This is a genomic window from Mitsuaria sp. CC2 (genome assembly GCF_048957715.1).
Taxonomy (GTDB): domain Bacteria; phylum Pseudomonadota; class Gammaproteobacteria; order Burkholderiales; family Burkholderiaceae_C; genus Roseateles.
On record NZ_JARVXN010000027.1, the window covers coordinates 90,077 to 110,539 of the forward strand.

The following is a 20,463-nucleotide window of genomic DNA, read 5'->3' on the forward strand; positions in this document are numbered from 1 at the left end:
CTTGTCTTTCAGAAGGTCGGGAGGTCAGCGTGCGTGGCGTTTGCGGTATTGCGCCAGGAATCGCTCGATGCGGCCGATGGCTTCACGGAGATCGTCCGTGTTGGGCAGGAACACGAGCCGGAAATGATCGGGGGCCTGCCAGTTGAAGCCCGTCCCCTGGACGATCAGCACCTTCTCTTCGGCCAGCAGTTCGTAAGCGAACTGCTGGTCGTCCTCGATCGGGTAGATCTTGGGGTCGAGGCGGGGGAACATGTACAGCGCGGCCTTGGGCTTGACGACGCTCACGCCGGGGATCTGCGTCAGCAGCTCGTACGCGAGGTCGCGCTGGTGGCAGAGCCGGCCGGTCGGCGCAACCAGGTCCTTGATGCTCTGGTAGCCGCCCAGCGCCGTCTGGATCGCGAGCTGGCCCGGCGTGTTGGCGCACAGCCGCAGCGAGGCCAGCATGTTCAGGCCCTCGATGTAGTCGCGGGCATGGCGCTTCTCGCCCGAGACCACCATCCAGCCGGCGCGGTAGCCGCAGCTGCGGTAGTTCTTGGACAGCCCGTTGAAAGTCACGAACAGCACGTCGTCGGCCAGGCTGGCCATGCTGGTGTGGGTGTTGCCGTCGTAGAGCGTCTTGTCGTAGATCTCGTCGGCGAAGACGATCAGCTCGTGGCGGCGCGCGATCTCGATGAGGCCCAGCAGCACGTCGTCCGGATACAGCGCGCCAGTCGGGTTGTTGGGGTTGCAGACCATGATGCCGCGGGTGCGCGGCGTGATCTTGCTTTCGATGTCCGCCAGGTCCGGCAGCCAGCCGCTGCCCTCGTCGCACAGGTAGTGCACCGGGCGTCCGCCCGACAGGCCCACCACCGCCGTGTACAGCGGGAAGTCGGGCGACGGGATCAGGATCTCGTCGCCGTCGTTGACCAGCGCGTTGATCGCCATCTGGATCAGCTCGGACGCGCCGTTGCCCAGGTAGACGTCGTCCACCGTCACGCCGCGCACGCCCTTCTCCTGCGTGTAATGCACCACCGCCTTGCGCGGCGCGAACAGGCCCTTGCTGTCGGTGTAGCCGCCGGCGTCGGCCAGGTTGCGGATCATGTCCTGGACGATCTCGTCCGGCGGCGTCAGCCCGAACACCGCCGTGTTGCCGATGTTGAGCTTGATGATCTTCTGACCCTCTTCCTCCATCTGCCGCGCCTTGTCCAGCACGGGTCCGCGGATGTCGTAACTGACGCTGGAAAGCTTGCTGGACTTGGCGACGGTTCTCAAGATGACTCCGGGCGAGGTTTCAGGGCGCGTCCTTCGGGTTTCACGAGAAGCGCGCGCAGGGGAAAATCGGGGCCATCGATTTAAACACAGGGTAATCGCGGGTAATCCCACGCCCGCGGGGACACACCCTCCGTCGCTGCCAGAATCACCCTCAATGAAATTTCAACCCGACCAGCCGCTCGGCGGCAACATGATTTCCGCCCACGACCTGCACCACGTCTGGGTCAACGGCGTCGAGCAGGCTCACAGCGTGCTGGTGCCGTGGCAGGGCCAGCCGGAGAACTGGGACGTCACCCGCTTCGAGGACCTCAACGAGGCGCACTTCGAGCGCATCCTGAAGCTCAAGCCGGAGCTGGTGATCTTCGGCAGCGGCTCCAAGCTGCGCTTCGTCCGTCCCGCGCTGTACCGGGGCCTGATCCAGGCCCGCATCGGCATGGAGACCATGGACATCGGCGCCGCCTGCCGCACCTACAACGTGCTGGCCAGCGAAGGTCGAGCGGTGCTCGCCGCCTTGCTGATCGAGGCCTGACGGCGTCCTGAGCGCGCGCCTGCGGGCGCCCGCGGACGTCCGCAAACGCCGCCGCCGCCGCGGCCCGCCTCCCCCTCTCAGGGAGGCCAATCACTCGTCCATGTCAGAGGGGGCGAGGAACGACCCATTCAACGTATAATCGCTGGCTATGCCCACCCGGGCACATCTCTCTGAAGAACGCCACATGACGCCAGCGCTCAACAAACCCCTCCCGGACATTGAAGCTCTTGCCACGGGAGGCGTGAAGTTCACTCCCAAGGAATTCCTGGGACGGGTCGTGGTGCTGTACTTCTACCCGAAGGACAACACCCCGGGCTGCACGACGGAAGCGATGCAGTTCCGCGATCATCACAAGGAATTCGTCAAGGCCGGCGCCGTCGTGCTGGGAGTCTCCCGCGACAACATGGCCTCGCACGACAAGTTCAAGCAGAACCTGGAACTGCCGTTCGAGCTCATCGCCGACACGGAAGAGAAACTCTGCCACATGTTCGGCGTGGTCAAGAACAAGATCATGTACGGCAAGAAGGTCAAGGGCATCGAGCGCTCGACCTTCCTGATCGACGCCCAGGGCATCCTGCGCGAAGAGTGGCGGGGGCTGAAGGTCGCCGGCCACGTCGAGGAAGTCCTGAAGGCCGTCAAGGCCCTCAAGAAGGAAGCCGCCTGACCGGCGCCTGACCGCACGCCGGATCCGCGCGTCTGTTGCGCGCGTCCGAACTTCTTCCGTCCGTCACGGACGGGGGCCGGGAGTTGTGCATAATCAGTCGCATGCCCCTGTGCCTGATCGCAGCGAACGACTTCCCGAGAACGAGCCGCACCGGCCCCGGTGCGGCTTTTTGTCTTCTGGGGTCCGCAAGCGAATTCGAGGCCACCGATGCCGCCGACACCTCCGGCATCGCCAGCGCCCGTCAGGCCCGGGGCATGACCCCTGGTCGGCATCGCCCCAGGCTCATCACGCAAGCCCGTCACCCCCGCACATGCCACTGCCCAAGCCTCCGACCAAGCGCGCCAGCCGCCTAGATTCCGACGCCTACGCGACCGACCTGTCGCCCAGCAAACGCCCTCCCGCGCTCGAGGCCAGACCGTCCGCCCCCCTCGCCACTTCCCGCGCCGAACCCGCGCCGCGGGCCGAGGCGCGCGCGGAGTTGCCGGCCCCGGCCACCGCACCGACCGGCACCACGACGCCGTCGTCGTCGGCCAGCGCGCGCCCGCGTGCCGAGCCGGTGGAAGCCCGCGGCGGCCAATCGCCGTCGCTGGCGCTGGTTTCGCCCGCTCCTTCCAAGGCGCCGGCGAAGAAATCCGCCCCGGCCCGCTCGAAGGCGCGCAAGCCGGCGGGCGATCCCAAGCTGTTCGTGCTCGACACCAACGTGCTGATGCATGACCCGATGTCGCTGTTCCGCTTCGAGGAGCATGACATCTACCTGCCGATGATCACGCTCGAGGAGCTGGACGGGCACAAGAAGGGCATGACAGAAGTCGCCCGCAACGTGCGCCAGGTCAGCCGCGACCTGGACGCGCTGGCCACCAGCCTGAAGTCGAGCACGATCGAGGAGATGTCCAAGGGCCTGCCGCTGGACCAGACCGGTCACCGCGCGGCCGGCGGCAAGCTGTTCTTCCAGACCACGCTGTTCGAGACCCCGCTGCCGCAGGGCCTGCCGCAGGGCAAGGCCGACAACCAGATCCTGGGCGTCGTCCAGGCGCTGAAGCAGCAGCAGCCCGGCCGCGAGGTGGTGCTGGTGTCCAAGGACATCAACATGCGCATCAAGGCCCGCGCGCTGGGCCTGCCGGCGGAGGATTACCGCAACGACAAGACGCTGGACGACTCCGACCTGCTCTACACCGGCGTGCAGGCCTTGCCGGCCGACTTCTGGGAGCGCCACGGCAAGACGATGGAGAGCTGGCAGCAAGGCGGCACCACCTTCTACCGGATCAGCGGCCCGCTGGTGCCGACGCTGCTGGTGAACCAGCTGGTCTACCTGGAGGCGCCGGGCGCCGCGCCGCTGTATGCCAAGGTGCAGGAGATCACCGGCAAGACGGCGGTGCTGCGCACGTTGAAGGACTACGGTCACCAGAAGCATTCGGTCTGGGGCGTGGCTTCGCGCAACCGCGAGCAGAACTTCGCGCTCAACCTGCTGATGGATCCGGACTGCGACTTCGTCACCCTGACCGGCTCGGCCGGCACCGGCAAGACGCTGATGACGCTGGCCGCCGGCCTGTCGCAGGTGCTGGACGAGCGCCGCTACAGCGAGATCATCGTCACCCGCGTGACGGTGCCGGTCGGCGAGGACATCGGTTTCCTGCCCGGCACGGAAGAGGAAAAGATGGGCCCGTGGATGGGCGCGCTCGACGACAACCTGGAAGTGCTGGGGCGCGGCGACGGCGCCGCCGGGGAATGGGGCCGCGCGGCCACCAACGACCTGGTGCGCAGCAAGATCAAGATCAAGAGCCTGAACTTCATGCGCGGGCGCACCTTCCTCAACAAGTACGTGATCATCGACGAGGCGCAGAACCTGACGCCCAAGCAGATGAAGACGCTGATCACCCGCGCGGGTCCGGGCACGAAGATCGTCTGCCTGGGCAACCTGGCGCAGATCGACACGCCCTACCTCACCGAGGGCAGCTCGGGCCTGACCTTCGCGGTCGACAAGTTCAAGGGCTGGGCCCACAGCGGTCACGTCACGCTGGCGCGCGGCGAGCGCTCGCGGCTGGCGGACTTCGCGTCCGAGGTGCTCTGACCTCGGCGTGAGCGCCGGGCCTTTCGGGCCCTTGTTCGCCACGACCTCACCAAGCCACCCCTCGGGGTGGCTTTTTCATGCGCCCTACGCCTCGGGGGTCAGCTTGGCCTGGACGGTTTCCTCGGCGGCGCCCTCGTCGCGGCGCAGCTGGTAGAAGATGAACGCCGCCAGCGCGGCCATCGCGCCCAGCGCCAGGTAGGTGCCGTGGAAAGCCGGCACGATCGCGGCACCCTGGGTGCGCGGCAGCCCGTGCGAGAACAGCAGCAGGAAGGCGCTCGAGGTCGCCACGCCCAGGCTCATCGACAGCTGCATCACCACCGCCAGCAGGCTGTTGCCGGGGCTGGCGGTGCGTTCGTCGAGGTCGCCCAGCGTCAGCGTGTTCATCGCGGTGAACTGCATGCTGTTGACCATGCCGAACAGCCCGAGGTGGATCGCCAGCCACAGGTGCCCGACGCCGCGCGGGATCAGCGCGAAGCTCGCGATCAGCGCGCCCAGCAGCAGCGTATTGACGATCAGCACGCGGCGGTAGCCGGCGCGCTTGATCAGGCGGATCGCCAGGGTCTTGGTGAACATCGCGCCGAGCACGGAAGGGATCATCGACAGCCCCGCCTCGCTGGGCGAGAAGCCCAGCCCGACCTGCAGGAACAGCGGGGTCAGGAACGGCGTCGCGCCGCTGCCCAGCCGCGCAAAGACATTGCCCAGCAGCCCGATGCGGAAGGTCGGCACGGCGAAAAGCGCGGGCGTGAAGAGCGGCTCGTCGGTGCGGGTGGCGTGCAGCCAGTAGGCCATCATGCAGGCCACGCCGGCGATCAGCATCACGAAGCACACGGCGACGCTGACCATGTGCTCGCCGAAGCCCTGCAGCGCCAGCGACATCAGCATCAACCCGACGCTGAACAGGCCGTACCCGCCCCAGTCGAAACGCTTGCCGATGGGACCCTTGATCTCCGGCATGAAGCGCCGGCAGGCCACGGCGCCGGCCAGGCCCACCGGCAGGTTGATCAGGAAGATCCAGTGCCAGCTGACGAACTCCACCAGCACGCCGCCCAGCGTCGGCCCCAGCAGCGGTCCGAGCAGCCCCGGCAGGCTGATGAAGGTCATCACGGCGAGGAACTCGGCCTTCGGGAAGGCGCGCAGCACGACCAGCCGCCCGACGGGCACCAGCAGCGCGCCGCCGACGCCCTGCACCACCCGCGAAGCCACCAGCACGTGCAGGCTGGGCGAGACCGCGCAGGCCAGCGAGCCCAGGCTGAACAGCCCGATCGCCCACAGGAAGACGGTGCGGGTGCCGAAGCGGTCCGCCAGCCAGCCGGACGCGGGGATCAGCAGGGCCACCGTCAGCAGGTAGGCGACGACGGCCGACTGCATCCGCAGCGGGTCCTCGCCGAGGTCGCGCGCCATGCCGGGCAGCGCGGTGTTGAGGATGGTCGTGTCCAACGTCTGCATGAAGAACGCCAGCGCGACGACCCAGGGCAGCCAGCGCCGGGTGGCGTCGTCGAGGACCGGGCGGCCGAGCACGTCGAGCGGTGTCGTCGAGGAGGAAGGCATGGGCGGCATCCGGCAAGTATCGGACCCCGGCGGCGTAGGATGTGCGACCCATGCGCTTCTACGTTTCCGACCTCGACGGCACCCTGCTCGATCCGCAGGCCCGCCTGTCCGACGCCACCCGCGCCGGCCTCATAGAACTGCTGGCCGAGGGCCTGGCCTTCACCGTCGCCAGCGCGCGGCACGTGGTGTCGATCGCCCGCATCCTCGACGGCCTGCCCATCTCATTGCCGGTCGTGTCGTCCAACGGCGCCTACATCAGCGACCTGCGCACCGGCCGGCACGAGCTGGTCAACGCGATGGAACCGGCGCTCGGTCAGGCCCTTTTCGCGCTGGTGCGGCGGCACGGCCTGATGCCCTTCATCGCGACCCACGGCGCCAAGGGCGACCAGCTCTTCTGGCAGGAAGTGCAGAACGAAGGCCAGCAGCGCTTCGTCACCGAGCGCCAGCGCAACGCCGACCCGCGGCTGCGTCACGTCGACCGCTTGCAGGACCAGCTGGACGACCCGCTGGTCACGATGCTGGTGGTCGGCCGGCCGGAGCCGCTCGAAGCGCTGCAGGCCGAGATCCTCGCCACCTGCGGCGACCTCGTCACGACGCATCTGGCCGAGGACATCTACATGCCGGGATGGCCCTGGCTCAACGTGCACGACCGCCGGGCGAGCAAGGACCAGGCGATCGCCACGCTCGCGCAGCGCTACGCGCTGCATGAGCGCGAGCTCGTCGTCTTCGGCGACCAGGTCAACGACCTGACGATGCTGAAGTCCGCGCATCACGCCGTCGCCATGGCCAATGCCAGCGACGACGTGAAGCAGGCCGCGCACCGCATCATCGGCTTCCACCACGAGGACGCCGTGGTGCGGTTCATCCGCGACGACTGGCGCGCGACCTACTTGCGCAAGTAGTCGTAGAACGCGTTGGCGTCGGAGTTCCGCCCGAGGAAGTCGCGCACCAGCGCCGGCGCCGGTTGCTCGGCGCCGCGCGACAGCACCGTCTCCCGATAACGACGGCCCACCGCGGCATCGAGCTTGTCCGCCGCGAACGGCGTGCGCAGGTCCATCGCGACGACCAGGCTCCACAGGTAGCCGTAATAGCCCGCGCCGTAGCTGCCTGCGATGTGCGCGAAACGCGAGGGGAACATCGTGCCCGGCACGTGGCCCAGCGGCGTGTCGCCTTCCATCTTCGCCCACAGCGCCAGCGGGTCCTGGATGGTCGCGCCGTGCAGCGCGAGGTCATAACTCGCGTACAGATGCTGGCGGCCGAACTTCGTGCCCTTGGCGAAATCGCGCGCCTCGCGGGCCTTGCCGACCAGCTCGTCGGGCACGGGCTTGCAGGACGGGCAGACCTCGGCCATCAGCTTGAGCACCTTCGGGTCGTAGACCCAATCCTCGAGCATCTGCGACGGTGCCTCGACGAAGTCGTGCATCACCGCCCACTGCCCCAGCGACACGTCGCGGGTGTTGGCGAGGTTGTTGTGGACCGCGTGGCCGAGCTCGTGCAGCAGCGTCTCCAGCTCGTCGAGCGACAGCCCGCCGCGATCGAGGTTCACGACCAGTGCGGCGGCGGGATGGCGGCCCAGGCGCGTGCTGCTCGATCGCAGCGGCCAGACCGCCGCGTGGTTGTACTTGCCGTCGCGCGGGAACGGGTCGATGTAGAGCGTGCCGAGCGCCTTGCCCGTGGTCGTATCGCTCACGACATAGGCTTTTACGTCGGGATGCCAGAGGCCCGGCAGCGACACCGGCGTATGCGTCACGCCGAGCAGCCGGTCGACGACGCGCAGGGTGAACGCGAGGCTCTCCGCCGGCGGGAAGTACGGACGGAAGGCTTCCTGGTCCACGGTGAAGCGCTGCTTGCGGATTCGCTCGGCGTAGTAGACGCCGTCCCATTGCGTCACGGTGGTGGCCTCGATCGCGGTGCCCAGGTGCGCCGCCTTCGCGCGGCGGAGCTCCTCGAGATCGGCGCGTTCGCCCTGCTGGACAGTGCCCTTGACCTCGCCGAGGAAACGCGTCGCCGTCGCGGCGTCCTTGGCCATCTGGCGGCGCAGGTTGAAGTCGACGTAGTTGTCGTAGCCGAACAGGCCGGCGTATTCCTTGCGCAGCGTGATGACCTCGGTGAGGCGCTTGAGGTTGCCCTCGCCGCCCTCGTTGGTCTTGGCTCGCCAGATGCGCTCGCGCGCGGCGCCGCTCTCGGCGGTCTGCATCAGCGCGGTGTAGGTCGGGTTGTCGACGCCCAGCAGATAGCGCCCCTGGTCGTCGCGGGGCTTGTCCGTCCAGACACCGTCGGGGACGCCGCGCAGTTCGTCGGCGGTGAACGCGACGCGGATGTTGGCGTCGCGGATCGCTTTCGAGAACTGCTGATCGAGCGCGGAGAGCCGGTCCAGGATCTGCTTGGCGCGCGAGCGCTTGTTCGTCGACAGGCCGACGCCGCTGTCCTCGAACAGCCCCAGCGCGTTGCGCTTGAGCTCGCGGTCGATCGCGTCCGCGGCGGGCGCGGTCTTCAGACCGCGATAGATCTTCCCGTTCTGCGTCAACGCGGTCTGGAAATCGGTCCAGCTCAGCGCGCAGGCCTGGGCGGCGTCGCGCACGGACTTGTCGGCGTGCACGTTCTGGACGAAGTCGATCGGGAACCGCGCGTCCTCGTGATGCGCGATCACCAGGTCGTAGGCCGCCAGCCAGCCCTTGTCCACCCTGCGCTTCGCCAGCTGGTCGACCTCGCGGTTCAGCGCCGTCAGGCCCGCATCACAAGCACGATCGACGGCGTTGCCATCGGCGAAGCTGGGGAACGCCGGCGTCGGCAGCGCGGGCGGGCGCGCCTCCGATTGAGCGGACGCCGGCGCGGCCGACAGCGCACAGCCCGTGACGACGGCCAGGATCAATGCATGCCTTTGCTTCATCAGGAGGTCCCCTTCATCAAATCAAGGATCTGTTGCAACGCGGCGGGATCGTCGAGGGTGATCAGGTCGCCGGGATCGCGATGTTCGCAGACGGCCTGGATCGCGCGACGGAGCAGTTTCCCGGACCGCGTCTTCGGCAGCAGCGCCACGAAGCGCACCCGCGACGGTCGCGCCACCGCGCCCAGGCGCTGGTCGACGCGCTTCAGGATCTCGCCTTCGAGCGTCAGCGCCTCCTGCGGCGTGGCGGCGTGCGCCGGATCCTTCAGCACCGCGAAGGCCATCGCGACCTGACCCTTGAGCGGGTCCGCGACGCCGACCACGGCGACCTCCGCCACCGCCGGGTGGCCGGCGATGCACTCTTCGATCTCGCGCGTGCCCAGACGATGCCCCGCGACATTGATGACGTCGTCGCTGCGCCCGAGGATGAAGTAATAACCGTCCTCGTCGCGCAAGGCCCAGTCGAAGGTCGAATACACCTGCCGGCGGGGCACGCTCTCCCAGTAGGTGCGCACGAAACGCTCGTCGTCGCGCCAGACGGTCTGCATGCAGCCTGGCGGCAGCGGATAGGCGATCGCGAGCAGTCCCTTCTGATGGGGCGCTTCCAGCGCCTCGCCGGTGCGCTCGTCCAGCAGCTGGACGCGGTAGCCGAACATCGCCACGCCGGGCGATCCGAACTTCGGCTCGGCCGGCTCCACGCCACGCGCCAGCGTCAGGATGGGCCAGCCGGTCTCGGTCTGCCAGTAGTTGTCGACGACAGGCTTGCGGATGGCCTCGGCGATCCAGCGCGCGGTCGGCTCGTCGAGCGGCTCGCCGGCCAGGAACAACGCGCGCAGCGACGACAGGTCGTGCCGCGTCAGGCAGCCGGGATCCTGCTTCTTCAGCACCCGCACCGCGGTTGGCGCGCTGAACATCACCGTGACGCGGTGCCGCTCGACCAGCCGCCACCAGACCGCCGCGTCGGGTCTCACCGGCGTCCCTTCGTACATCAAAGTGGCCATGCCCGCGATCAAGGGACCGTAGACGATGTAGCTGTGACCGACGACCCAACCGATGTCGCTGGTGGAGAAGAAGGTCTCGCCCGGATGACCGTCGTAGATGTGCTTCATGCTTGCCGCCAGCGCGACCGCATGACCGCCGACGTCGCGCTGCACGCCCTTGGGCCGGCCCGTCGTGCCGCTGGTGTAGAGCGTGTAGCTGACGGCGTCGGACGGCAGCCATTCGCAGGGCACGCGCGTACCGAGCAGACGCTCGCGCAACGCGGCGTAGTCGAGATCGCGGCTTTCGACGCGTTCGAACGCGCTCAGCCCGCGATCCACCATCAGCACCTTCGCCGGCTTGTGCGCCGCCAGGCGGATGGCCTCGTCGAGCAGCGGCTTGTAGGGCACGACCTTGCCGTTGCGGCTGCCGGCATCGGCGCTGACGATCAGCGCGGGTTCCGCGTCGTTGATGCGATCGGCCAGCGCATGGCTGGCGAACCCGCCGAACACCACGGAATGGATCGCGCCGATGCGCGCGCAGGCCAGCATCGCGTAGGCGGCCTCGGGAATCATCGGCAGGTAGATCAGCACGCGATCGCCGACGCCCACGCCCTGCTCGATCAGGATGGCGGCCATCGCCTCGACTTCCTCCTGGAGCTCGGCAAAGGAGATCACGCGCTCCTGGTCGACTTCGCTCGACGCCCAGATCAGCGCCGCGTCGCCGGGCCGACGGGCCGCATGGCGGTCCACGGCGTTGTGGCACAGATTCGTGAGGCCACCGACAAACCATCGCGCGAACGGCGGCCGGCTCGTGTCGCAGACCTGCTCGAAGGGCCGGGACCAATCGATCAACCGCGCCTGCTCGGCCCAGAACCCGTCCGGATCGTCCATCGAACGCCGGTACATCGCCGCATAGCTCTCGGTCATCACGGTCTCCTGGGATGTTGGTCTCGAATGCGCGAATTCCGCACGGATCCTCGCATCGACAGCTTTTCTGAAACTTTCGTTCACAGCCTTGCGCAGGGGGGCTGTGGTCCAATCCGGGTTTTCCTGGGAAGGGTCTCGTGGCCACGCCCGGACTTTCCCTAGCCAGGCGCGCCCCTGCGGGCATTCGCGCTTGACCGGTACGGAGATGGTGCCTAGTCTCCGCGCCCAACACTGATGAATACCGTTCGTCCCTCCCGCTCCGCTCCCCGACACCAGAAGCTCCAGCGCGCCATGGCCGCACTGGGGTTGATCTGCGTCGTCGCCAGCGGTAGTTGCTGGGCGCAACAGTCGACCTCGTCCACCAACGAGGCGCACGACAAGCCGAAGGCGCAGGCCAAGGCCGCGCCGGCCAAGGCAGCCGCCAAGCCGGTGGCAAAACCTGCCACCAGGAAGACCGCCGAAGCGAAATCCACGTCCAAGTCGACGAAGGACGCCAAGTCCTCGAAGCAGGTCGCGGCCAAGGACGCCGGCAAGGACAAGAAGGCCAAGGCCGACGAGGACAAGTCCCCGTCGACCGGTGCCACCGAGATCGCCGCCGACAAGGCGGCGCCGACGAAGGCCGACGCAAAGGCCGACGCGAAGGTGGCTGATGCCAGGACCGAGGCCGCGCCGCCCGCCGGCACGATGATGGGCGCCTACGGCCAGAGCCTGATGCGTTCGCCGGCCGCCGCGACCGCCGCCGTGACGACCGCGGCCGCGACAGGCACTGCCGCGGCGCTGGTCGCCCCCACCGTGTCCGTCACCAACACGATCACGACGACGACGGCGGCGACCGCCTCGCTGCCGCCGACCGCCCTGATGGGCGCCGCCGCCGGCAACGCGAACGCCAGCGAGTCCGTCGCCCGCTTCCTGCAACAGCGCGGCATCGTCGCGCAGGCGCAGACCTCGCCGACCACCGCCACGCCGAGCGTCGACGCCGCCGCCCCCGGCCTGCTGAACCGGGTGCGCGACAACGCGTCCGACCTGGTCCTGTCGGCGATGAACTTCCTGGGCGTGCCGTACAAGCGCGGCGGCAACTCGGTCAACAACGGCTTCGACTGCAGCGGCTTCACGCGCCACATCTTCGAGATGAGCGTGGGCCTGGTGCTGCCGCGGCGCGCCGACGAGCAGGCCAAGCTGTCCAGCCTGGTGCCGATCAAGAAGGAAGACCTCAAGCCTGGCGACCTGGTCTTCTTCAACACGATGCGCGCGACCTTCTCGCACGTCGGCATCTATGTAGGCGAAGGCAAGTTCATCCATTCGCCACGCGTCGGCGGCGCGGTACGCGTCGAGGACATGCGCGAAGCGTATTGGGCCAAGCGCTTCACCGGCGCGCGTCGCGCCGATCTGAACCAGGCCAACGCAGGGACCTGAACCCCTGTCCAGCGGGCGCCCGGGCCCGCCGGGACGCCCCTCCTGAAGGCAAGTCCTGACACGGGACCCCGTTGATCCCGGCTATGCTGCGCCCCAGCGCCGTCGCCGCGATCCTCGCGATCCACCTTGTCCGCCGTCCTCGATCCCGCCCAGACACCGCTGCACCGAGTCCCCGACCAGATGGGGCAGGCCCTGCTGCTGGCCGTCCTGCTGCACGTGCTGCTGCTCGTGGCGATCGGCAACGCGCCCGGCGGCACCGCCAAGCCCGGCGAGGGCCTCTGGGGCCCCTTGAACGTGAGGCTGCAGGGCGACCGCTACGAACCCGGCTCGGGGGAACCCGCCGCCGTGATTCCCGAGCGCGGACCGGTCGGGGATGCCAAGCAGCCGCGCTCCGGCGGCGCGGTGCGGGAACGCCCGCCGACGCCGGAAGAACGGAAGACGCCCGGTGCCGCGCGCCAGGGGCAATGGCGGCAGCAACCCGGCGACGAACTGACCGGCGATGCGCCTGCCGACCGCAGCGCGCCGCCGGCCGCCACGGCGCCCGCACCGACGCCGAGATCTACGCCCACGCCCGCTCCCCCGGCACCGACCCCTGCGCCCGCGCCGACGCCCGCACCGGCGCCCTCGCCTGTGCCCGCCGACGAACCCGCGGTCACGACGCTGACCACGCCCGGCGAGGCCCCGATGACAGCGCCCACGCGCATCGCACCCGCCGCGCGCGAAACGACGCCCGTTCGTCCTGCAGCGCCGACGGAGGCCTTGCAGGCGCCGTCGCCGACGCTGCAACTGCCGGAACGTCCCGCGCCCATCCTCAGCGAGACGCCCACGACGGTCAGACGCATCGACCGTTCGCCGATCGAGCGGACCACGACACCGCCTGTGCCGACGGAGCTCCAGGCGCCCGCCGAGCTTCCGCCGTTGACACCGGCGCCGGCCGCGGCGCCTCAACCGGCACCCACGCCTGCGCCGGCACCGCCAACGCCGACGCCGACGCCGACGCCGGCTCCGACACCAACCCCGACGCCGCCTGCAACGACCGCGCCGACGACCGCGCCCCCTGCGGCGCCGACGGCACAGCCTCGCGTATCGACCACCCCCTCACCGACGCCGACGCCCGCCAACCGCACGTCGCTGGACGGCTCGACGACGCCGACGACCACGCAACCCAGCATCGGCGCGCCGGACGCCGGAGCGCGCACCGGCCACGACGTGGCCACGCCGGCCTCGACGCCGCCGAACGCGCCGAAGCTGAACCTCGACCTGAATGCGGCGCGCGGCCCGATGCGACCGCGCGGGATGCCGTCCGGCGTGATCTCGGCGGTGCCGAAGCCGCCCGAGGACAAGGATGCCCTGGCCGAGAAGATGCGCGAGGCCGGCCAGCAGGAATGCCGCAAGGCCTACGCCGACAAGGGCCTGCTGGCGGTCGTTCCGCTGGTGCGCGACGCGGCGCGCGACAAGGGCTGCCGCTGGTGAGCCGCATGGGCCTCGACCTCCAGCCCGGGATTTGTGCGAACTCCGCTCCAGTTCCCTTGCACTCGGCGGCGTTCGTGAAATCTCTGCTATAGTCGATGTCTTCGTTGGGGGGGTAGCTCAGCTGGGAGAGCGTCGCGTTCGCAATGCGAAGGTCGGGAGTTCGATCCTCCTCCTCTCCACCAACAGATCCGGAAGGGGTCGCACCGACAGGCGCGACCCCTTTCTCTTTGGCGGACGCGTACGGCAAGGAAGCGGGTTGTCAGGGACTTTCCGAGCACGCCTGGAAGGAACGCGCAACCGGGACACGGAATCCCCCGAACGAGCGGTGGGACTCCGTCCCATGCGATTGCGGCGTGGCGTCCGACAGGTCTAGTATTGATCGCTCCCACCCGGTGGACCGGGCCTCGCGCCCAGGAAGCCGGGAGCCCGCCGCAACGCGGCACCGCCACCAGGAGCACCCATGCTTGAACTGATCGGCGCGATTCTCGTGGGCGCGTTCGCGCTCACCTTCGGGGTCCTGTGCGTCGGACCCATGATGCTCAAGACCGACGACCTCTGATCGTCCCGCCGCCCCGCCCCGGGGCCCCGTGATCCACTGACGGGAACAAGGCTTGCCTGGGCAGGCCATGAAATTCACCGTCCTCACCGTCAATCTCCACAAGGGTTTCGGCTTCTTCAACCGCCGCTTCATCCTGCACGAGCTGCGGGAGGCGGTGAGGGCCGTCTCGGCGGACGTCGTCTTCCTGCAGGAAGTGCTCGGCGAGCACGAGCTGCACGCGGCCCGCGTCCCGACCTGGCCGCAGACGCCTCACTACGAGTTCCTTGCGGACAGCCTCTGGAGCGACTTCGCGTACGGGCGGAACGCGGTCTATCCGCAGGGACACCACGGCAACGCCCTGCTGTCCAAGTTCGCGATCGCGCGGCACACCAATCACGACATCTCGGTCGACGGTCCCGAGCGTCGCGGGCTGCTGCACAGCGTGCTGACGCTGGCGGACGGCCGCGAGGTGCACGCCATCTGCGTGCACCTGGGTCTGCGGGAATCGCATCGGCAGCGCCAGGTCGAGCGCCTGTGCCAGCTGATCGACAGTCTGCCGCCGGAGGATCCCGTGATCGTCGCCGGCGACTTCAACGACTGGCGCCAGCGCGCGCACCGGATGCTGAGCCGCTGCGCGGGCCTCGCCGAGGTCTTCGTCAAGTCCACCGGCGCGGCGGCTCGCACCTTCCCGGCGCGGTTTCCGCTGCTGGCGCTGGACCGCATCTACGTGCGCGGCGCCTCGGTGCAGCACCCGATCGTGCTGCCGCGCCGACCCTGGTCGCACCTGTCCGACCATGCGCCGCTGGCGGCGGAGATCCGGCTGTGAAGCGCCCGGACTGGAGCGCCGGCAACCGCCTCGAGCTGCTCGAGAACGGCGAGGAGTTCTTCCCCGCCGTCTTCGCCGCGATCGAAGGCGCGAAGCAGGAGGTGATCATCGAGACCTTCATCCTCTTCGAGGACAAGGTCGGCCTCGCGCTGCGCGAGGTGCTCATCGCCGCCGCGAAGCGCGGCGTTCGCGTGGACATGACGGTGGACGGCTTCGGCTCGCCGGAGCTGTCGATGAACTTCGTGGACGGACTCACCGAGGCGGGCGTGCGTCTTCATGTCTTCGATCCGCCGCCGAAGCTGTCGCGCCGGCTGAAGCCCTTCCGCCGGCTGCATCGCAAGATCGTCGTCGTCGACGGCGAGACGGGGTTCATCGGCGGCATCAACTATTCGGCGGACCACCTGATCGACTTCGGGCCGGAGGCCAAGCAGGATTACGCGGTGCGCGTGGAGGGCCCCGTCGTGGCTCAGCTGCGGCGGGTGACGGGAGAGATCCTCGCGACGGCGACAACGCAGACGCCGTCCGCGGGTCCGACGGCGCAGCGCCGCTGGTGGCCGAGCCGCGCGAAGGAGCCCCGCAGGAGCGACCCGTCCGCCGACGGCGGACGCGCGTCGTCCAGGGGCCAGGCGAAGGCCGTCGTCGTCACGCGCGACAACCATCGCCACCGCGACGACATCGAGCGGATGTACCGGATGGCGCTGCATGCGGCCCGGCACGAGGTGATCATCGCCAACGCCTACTTCTTCCCCGGCTTCCTGCTGCTGCGAAGCATGCAACGCGCGGCGCGGCGCGGCGTGAAGGTGCACCTGATCCTGCAGGGTCAGCCCGACATCGCGTGGGCGCGCTGGGCGGCGCAGATGGTCTACGACCGGCTGATGCGCGCCGGCGTCCACATCCATGAATACTGCGAGCGCCCCATCCACGCCAAGGTTGCGCTGGTCGACGACCACTGGTCGACGGTCGGTTCGAGCAACCTCGATCCGCTGAGCCTGTCGCTGAATCTGGAAGCCAATCTGATCGTCGAGGACCGTGCGTTCAACCGCGTGCTGCGCGACAAGCTGCTGGCGCTGATGAAGCACCAGTGCAAGCTGCAGAAGATCGAGGAGACCAACGCGCATCGCTGGTGGTGGCGGCTGGGCATGGGCGCGTTCGTGTTCCATGTGATGCGCCATTTCCCGCGCTGGCTGGCGCGGCTGCCGCGACAGGCGCAGCCGGTGATGCCGGTGGCGCAGACGCCGGTGGTCGTGAGCGCATCGCAGTTGCCGGCCGCCGAGGCCTGGCAGTGGCAGAGCGTCTCCGCCCTGTCCGGCGCGCCCCGGGAGACCTGCCTGAGCAAGGAGACCGCCGAGTGAGGGCGACCCCGACGCCGGACGCCGCGGGGCGGGGCCCGGCGCGCTGGCGTTGGGGACGATGGCTGAGCGGCGTGTTCGCGGTGGCCGTGGTGGCCCTGCTCGCGTGGGCCGCGCGACAAGTCGACTGGACCGAGGTCGGCGACGCGCTGGGCCAGTTGCCGATGGGCGTGCTGGCCGGCGGCGCGGCGCTCTGCGCGCTGAGCCACCTCATCTACAGCGGCTACGACCTCATCGGCAAGCGCTGGGCGCATCACACGATCCCGACGCGGCGCGTGATGCTGATCACTTTCATCAGCTACGCGTTCAACCTGAATCTGGGCTCCCTGGTCGGTGGCGTCGCGATGCGGCTGCGGCTCTATGCGCGCGAGGGCTTGAGGCATCCGATCCCGGCGAAGATCCTCGCGCTGAGCATGGCCTCCAACTGGCTCGGCTACGGCCTGCTGGCGGGCGGCCTCTTCCTCTTCGGCTGGCTGGAACCGCCGGCCGACTGGCACGTCGGCGACGCCACGCTGCGCGGGCTGGGCGCGCTGATGTGGGTCGTCGTCGCCGCCTACCTCGCGCTCTGCGCGTTCTCGCCGCGGCGCGAGCTGAGGCTGCGCGGTCACGACTTCTTCATCCCCAGCCTGCGCCTCGCGCTGATGCAGCTGGCGATCTCCGCCGCCAACTGGCTGACGATGGGCGCGGTGCTGTGGGTGCTGCTGCAGCAAGGCGTCGACTACGGCCACACCTTGTCCGTGCTGCTGGTGGCCGCGGTGGCCGGCGTCATCACGCATGTGCCGGCGGGACTGGGGGTGCTCGAAGGGGTCTTCGTCGCCTTCCTCGGTCCGACGCTGGGCCACGGCCAGGTGCTCGCCGCGCTGATCGCGTACCGGGCGCTCTACTACCTCGCGCCGCTGTCGATCGCGGCCGTCGCCTACTTCGTGCTGGAGGCTCGATCGAGGAAGTAGCCGGGCATCCTGATTGCTGAGCCCTGCGCGAGCATCCGCACCGGATGCGCCGCACCGCTCAACAAGGACATCGCCATGCCCCAACTCCGCTTCGAGGTCGCTGCGCTCAGCGCGCTGCTGCTCACCCTGCCCTTCGCGCACGCCGCCGACGAGGCCGGCAAGGGCACCGGCAACGAGCAGCCAAGCAAGATCAAGACCGCCATCGCCAAGACCATGGGCAAATTCCGGCTCGACGGCGACATGCAGGCCGTGCTGAAAGCCCACGAAGGACTGCGCCCCAAGGCGATCGAGAAGATCGACGTCGCCGCCGCCCGCGCCAATCCCACCCTGGCCGATGCCGTCAACGCCCTGCTGCGCAAGAACGGCAGCAGCACCGATCCCGCGACGCTGGTGCCCGGCGTCACCAGCATCGACGGCACCGTGCAGGGCGCCGCGGGCATGATCCCCGCGCGCTTCTACACGCCCGCCGGCACGGGTCCCTTCCCTGTCGTCGTCTACTTCCACGGCGGCGGCTGGGTCATTGCCGACAAGCAGGTCTACGACGCCAGCGCGCGCGGCATCGCCAGGCAGGCGCAGGCGATCGTGGTCTCCGTCGACTACCGCCAGGCCCCGGAGAACAAGTTCCCCGCCGCCTGGGACGACGCGCTGGCCGCCTACAAGTGGACGCTGGCGAACGCGGCCGGCTTCAAGGGCGATACCAGCCGCGTCGCGCTCGCCGGAGAAAGCGCCGGCGGCAACCTCGCCCTCGCGACCGCGATCGCAGCGCGCGACGCCGGCCTGCAGAAGCCCGCGCACGTGCTCGCCATCTACCCGGTCACGCAGAGCAGCCTCAACACCGAGTCCTACCTCGAGAACGCCGCAGCCCAGCCGCTCAACCGCGCGATGGTCGAGTGGTTCATCGACAAGCTGATCGACAACAAGGACCAGCTCAAGGACTGGCGCCTGAACCTCGTCGACGCGAAGCTCGCGGGCCTGCCGTCGGTCACGCTGATCAGCGCGCGCGTGGATCCGCTGCGCTCGGACAGCGCCAAGATGGAGGACGCGCTGAAGAAGGCCGACGTGCTGGTCGAACGCCGCGACTACGAGGGCGTCACCCACGAGTTCTTCGGCGCCGCCGCGGTCGTCGAGAAGGCCCGCAACGCGCAGGCCTTCGCGGGCGAACGGCTGCGCAAGGCGTTCGGGAACTGAGTAGCGCCCGGTGGCCGCCTGATCGGCCCTCGTAGTGGCCGCGCGAGGCCGTCAGTGTGGAGAGCCCCCCCGGCCCCTCAAGCACCGACGGCCCGCGCTGCGCCCTTACACCGCCCAGCGCAACATCGGCGCGGGGACGGAAAGTGGAGCCGGCTGGTGAGCGACGTCGGGCTCGCGACCGGGCGTGCTCAGCACGCGGTCGAGCAGCCGCTGCTCCAGCAAGGCGAAGGCCGCGTCGCGTCGACGCGGACGCGGCAGATCGATGCGCAGGTCCAGCGCGAGCCGGCCGTCCTCGATCAGCAGCACGCGGTCCGCCAGCGCGACCGCCTCGGCCACGTCGTGCGTCACCAGCAATGCCGTGAAGCGATGGCGCGTCCACAGCGTCTCGATGAGGCGCTGCATGTCGATGCGGGTCAGCGCGTCCAGCGCGCCGAGCGGCTCGTCGAGCAGCAGCAGCTTGGGCGCATGGACCAGCGCGCGCGCCAGCGCGACGCGCTGCCGCTGACCGCCGGACAGGCGCGCGGGCCACTCGCCGGCTCGGTCCGCGAGACCGACCTGCGCGAGCGCCTGTCGCGCCCGCTCACGCGCATCGGCACCTGCCAACCCGAGCGCTACGTTGTCCAGCACCCGCGCCCACGGCAACAGCCGCGCGTCCTGGAACATGAAGCGTGTGTCCTCACGCTCGCCCGCTTCGAGCGCGCCGGCGCTCGGCGTTTCCAGCCCCGCGAGCAGGCGCAGCAGCGTGCTCTTGCCGCAGCCGCTGCGGCCGATGATGGCCACGAACTCGCCGGGGGCGATGTCCAGGTCGATGCCATGCAAGACCTGGCGCTCGCCGAAGGCCTTGCCCAGGTTGCCCAGCGTCACGGCCTGCCCGTTGGCTGGGAGCTTCGCGACGGCCTCGCGTCGCACCGGCGCCGCGTGCGGTGACGCCGCATGCTGCGATGCCGAGGGTGGCAGCTCAGCGGGCTGCGAGTCCTGCCATTCGGTCAGGACGTCGATCTCGGTCACGCTCATCATGTCTCACCCATCCTGTTTCAGCCTCGGGCCTGATAGCCCGGATGCCAGCGCAGCCACGCGCGTTCCAGCGCCTGCGCCGCGACGTCGGCCAGCTTGCCCAGCAGCGCGTAGATCAGGATGCCGACCAGCACCACGTCCGTCTGCAGGAACTCGCGCGCGTTCATCGTCATGTAGCCGATGCCGCTCTGCGCCGAGATGGTCTCGGCCACGATCAGCAGCACCCACATCAGGCCGAGCGAGAAGCGCAGCCCCACCAGGATCGACGCGATCGCGCCGGGCAGGATCACCTGCCGGTACAGCGACCAGCCGCTCAGCCCGTACGAGCGCGCCATCTCGATCAGGTCGCGGTCCACGCCGCGGATGCCGTGGAAGGTGTTCAGGTAGACCGGGAAGAACACGCCCAGCGCGACCAGGAACAGCTTGGCCGTCTCGTCGATCCCGAACCACAGGATCACCAGCGGGATCAGCGCCAGCGGCGGGATGTTGCGCAGCATCTGCAGCGTCGTGTCCAGCGCCGTCTCCGCCCAGCGCTGCGATCCGGTCAGCAGGCCCAGCAGCAGCCCGAGCCCGCCGCCGATCGTGAAGCCGATGAAGGCGCGCCCGGTGCTGACGGCCAGGTGCCGCCACAGCTCGCCCGAGAGCGCCAGCTCCCAAGCGGCCTTGGCCACCGAGGACGGCGCCGGCAGCACCCGCGTCGACAGCCAGCCCGCCTGCGCGCTCAGCTGCCACAGCGCCAGCACCGTCAGCGGCACGATCCAGGGCACGAGGCCCTTGAAGGCGACGATGCCGTGGCGCGGTGTCGCCTGGGAACTGGCCTGGTCGTGGGGCCGGGCCTTGATAGCGACGGTGCTCATC

Annotated in this window: 16 protein-coding genes and 1 tRNA gene; 11 read left to right on the forward strand and 6 right to left on the reverse strand. The window is 69.3% G+C overall.

What is annotated here, in order from left to right; all coding sequences use genetic code 11:
- Positions 1 to 24 precede the first annotated feature (24 nt).
- Positions 25 to 1,251 (reverse strand): pyridoxal phosphate-dependent aminotransferase, encoded by a 1,227-nt coding sequence (locus PV762_RS18155; protein WP_421036405.1) that lies wholly within the window; start codon positions 1,249 to 1,251, stop codon positions 25 to 27.
- Between the two features lie 154 nt (positions 1,252 to 1,405).
- On the opposite strand from PV762_RS18155, the gene PV762_RS18160 reads away from it, so the two are divergent.
- From PV762_RS18160 to PV762_RS18170, 3 genes are all read left to right on the forward strand, one after another.
- Complete coding sequence (locus tag PV762_RS18160) at positions 1,406 to 1,780, forward strand: Mth938-like domain-containing protein (protein ID WP_421036406.1); 375 nt, start codon at positions 1,406 to 1,408, stop codon at positions 1,778 to 1,780.
- Between the two features lie 184 nt (positions 1,781 to 1,964).
- Positions 1,965 to 2,444: a peroxiredoxin gene (locus tag PV762_RS18165; RefSeq protein WP_067270239.1), complete on the forward strand. Its 480-nt coding sequence runs from the start codon at positions 1,965 to 1,967 to the stop codon at positions 2,442 to 2,444.
- A 310-nt stretch (positions 2,445 to 2,754) separates the two neighbouring features.
- The gene (locus PV762_RS18170; RefSeq protein WP_421036407.1) at positions 2,755 to 4,512 is read left to right on the forward strand and encodes a PhoH family protein; all 1,758 of its coding nucleotides are present in this window, start codon (positions 2,755 to 2,757) and stop codon (positions 4,510 to 4,512) included.
- Positions 4,513 to 4,596: 84 nt separating this feature from the next.
- Here the strand turns inward: PV762_RS18170 and mdtD are convergent, their stop codons facing one another.
- The gene (gene mdtD, locus PV762_RS18175; RefSeq protein WP_421036408.1) at positions 4,597 to 6,060 is read right to left on the reverse strand and encodes a multidrug transporter subunit MdtD; all 1,464 of its coding nucleotides are present in this window, start codon (positions 6,058 to 6,060) and stop codon (positions 4,597 to 4,599) included.
- Positions 6,061 to 6,110: 50 nt separating this feature from the next.
- Here mdtD and PV762_RS18180 point away from each other — a divergent pair, with 50 nt between their 5' ends.
- Entirely contained in the window at positions 6,111 to 6,962 is an 852-nt protein-coding gene (locus PV762_RS18180; protein ID WP_421036409.1) for an HAD family hydrolase, read from the forward strand.
- On the opposite strand, the gene PV762_RS18185 is transcribed toward PV762_RS18180, so the two are convergent.
- Both PV762_RS18185 and PV762_RS18190 read right to left on the reverse strand, forming a co-directional pair.
- Positions 6,947 to 8,950 (reverse strand): M3 family metallopeptidase, encoded by a 2,004-nt coding sequence (locus tag PV762_RS18185; RefSeq protein WP_421036410.1) that lies wholly within the window; start codon positions 8,948 to 8,950, stop codon positions 6,947 to 6,949. The two genes, PV762_RS18180 and PV762_RS18185, sit on opposite strands and share 16 nt — an antisense overlap.
- Positions 8,950 to 11,229 (reverse strand): propionate--CoA ligase, encoded by a 2,280-nt coding sequence (locus tag PV762_RS18190; protein ID WP_421036411.1) that lies wholly within the window; start codon positions 11,227 to 11,229, stop codon positions 8,950 to 8,952. Before PV762_RS18190 ends, PV762_RS18185 begins: the two co-directional genes overlap by 1 nt.
- Between PV762_RS18190 and PV762_RS18195 the strand changes: the two genes are divergently transcribed.
- From PV762_RS18195 to PV762_RS18225, 7 genes are all read left to right on the forward strand, one after another.
- Complete coding sequence (locus PV762_RS18195; RefSeq protein ID WP_421036412.1) at positions 11,146 to 12,267, forward strand: C40 family peptidase; 1,122 nt, start codon at positions 11,146 to 11,148, stop codon at positions 12,265 to 12,267. The genes PV762_RS18190 and PV762_RS18195 overlap by 84 nt on opposite strands.
- Before the next feature lie 126 nt (positions 12,268 to 12,393).
- Positions 12,394 to 13,740, forward strand: a complete 1,347-nt coding sequence (locus PV762_RS18200; protein WP_421036413.1) for a hypothetical protein — start codon at positions 12,394 to 12,396, stop codon at positions 13,738 to 13,740.
- Positions 13,741 to 13,846: 106 nt separating this feature from the next.
- Positions 13,847 to 13,922: transfer RNA gene (locus tag PV762_RS18205), tRNA-Ala, on the forward strand.
- A gap of 444 nt (positions 13,923 to 14,366) precedes the next feature.
- Positions 14,367 to 15,104: an endonuclease/exonuclease/phosphatase family protein gene (locus tag PV762_RS18210; RefSeq protein WP_421036414.1), complete on the forward strand. Its 738-nt coding sequence runs from the start codon at positions 14,367 to 14,369 to the stop codon at positions 15,102 to 15,104.
- A complete protein-coding gene (gene clsB / locus PV762_RS18215) occupies positions 15,101 to 16,456 on the forward strand; it encodes a cardiolipin synthase ClsB (RefSeq protein ID WP_421036415.1) in 1,356 nt (451 codons plus the stop codon). Before PV762_RS18210 ends, clsB begins: the two co-directional genes overlap by 4 nt.
- Entirely contained in the window at positions 16,453 to 17,403 is a 951-nt protein-coding gene (locus PV762_RS18220; RefSeq protein WP_421036416.1) for a lysylphosphatidylglycerol synthase domain-containing protein, read from the forward strand. Before clsB ends, PV762_RS18220 begins: the two co-directional genes overlap by 4 nt.
- 75 nt (positions 17,404 to 17,478) lie before the next feature.
- The gene (locus tag PV762_RS18225; protein ID WP_421036417.1) at positions 17,479 to 18,591 is read left to right on the forward strand and encodes an alpha/beta hydrolase; all 1,113 of its coding nucleotides are present in this window, start codon (positions 17,479 to 17,481) and stop codon (positions 18,589 to 18,591) included.
- 105 nt (positions 18,592 to 18,696) lie between these two features.
- On the opposite strand, the gene PV762_RS18230 is transcribed toward PV762_RS18225, so the two are convergent.
- Together PV762_RS18230 and ssuC are read right to left on the reverse strand one after the other, a co-directional pair.
- Positions 18,697 to 19,548, reverse strand: a complete 852-nt coding sequence (locus tag PV762_RS18230) for an ATP-binding cassette domain-containing protein (protein WP_421036646.1) — start codon at positions 19,546 to 19,548, stop codon at positions 18,697 to 18,699.
- Between the two features lie 77 nt (positions 19,549 to 19,625).
- Positions 19,626 to 20,462 (reverse strand): aliphatic sulfonate ABC transporter permease SsuC, encoded by an 837-nt coding sequence (ssuC, locus tag PV762_RS18235; RefSeq protein ID WP_421036418.1) that lies wholly within the window; start codon positions 20,460 to 20,462, stop codon positions 19,626 to 19,628.
- Between the last annotated feature and the right edge of the window lies 1 nt (position 20,463).

What these genes read in the sequence shown, in the direction of transcription:
- PV762_RS18160 (WP_421036406.1), top strand. Translation starts at nt 1,406, where the DNA reads ATGAAATTTCAACCCGACCAGCCGCTCGGCGGCAACATGATTTCCGCC.
- PV762_RS18165 (WP_067270239.1), top strand. Translation starts at nt 1,965, where the DNA reads ATGACGCCAGCGCTCAACAAACCCCTCCCGGACATTGAAGCTCTTGCC.
- PV762_RS18170 (WP_421036407.1), top strand. Translation starts at nt 2,755, where the DNA reads ATGCCACTGCCCAAGCCTCCGACCAAGCGCGCCAGCCGCCTAGATTCC.
- mdtD (WP_421036408.1), bottom strand. Translation starts at nt 6,060, where the DNA reads ATGCCTTCCTCCTCGACGACACCGCTCGACGTGCTCGGCCGCCCGGTC.
- PV762_RS18180 (WP_421036409.1), top strand. Translation starts at nt 6,111, where the DNA reads ATGCGCTTCTACGTTTCCGACCTCGACGGCACCCTGCTCGATCCGCAG.
- PV762_RS18185 (WP_421036410.1), bottom strand. Translation starts at nt 8,950, where the DNA reads ATGAAGCAAAGGCATGCATTGATCCTGGCCGTCGTCACGGGCTGTGCG.
- PV762_RS18195 (WP_421036412.1), top strand. Translation starts at nt 11,146, where the DNA reads ATGGCCGCACTGGGGTTGATCTGCGTCGTCGCCAGCGGTAGTTGCTGG.
- PV762_RS18210 (WP_421036414.1), top strand. Translation starts at nt 14,367, where the DNA reads ATGAAATTCACCGTCCTCACCGTCAATCTCCACAAGGGTTTCGGCTTC.
- PV762_RS18225 (WP_421036417.1), top strand. Translation starts at nt 17,479, where the DNA reads ATGCCCCAACTCCGCTTCGAGGTCGCTGCGCTCAGCGCGCTGCTGCTC.
- ssuC (WP_421036418.1), bottom strand. Translation starts at nt 20,462, where the DNA reads ATGAGCACCGTCGCTATCAAGGCCCGGCCCCACGACCAGGCCAGTTCC.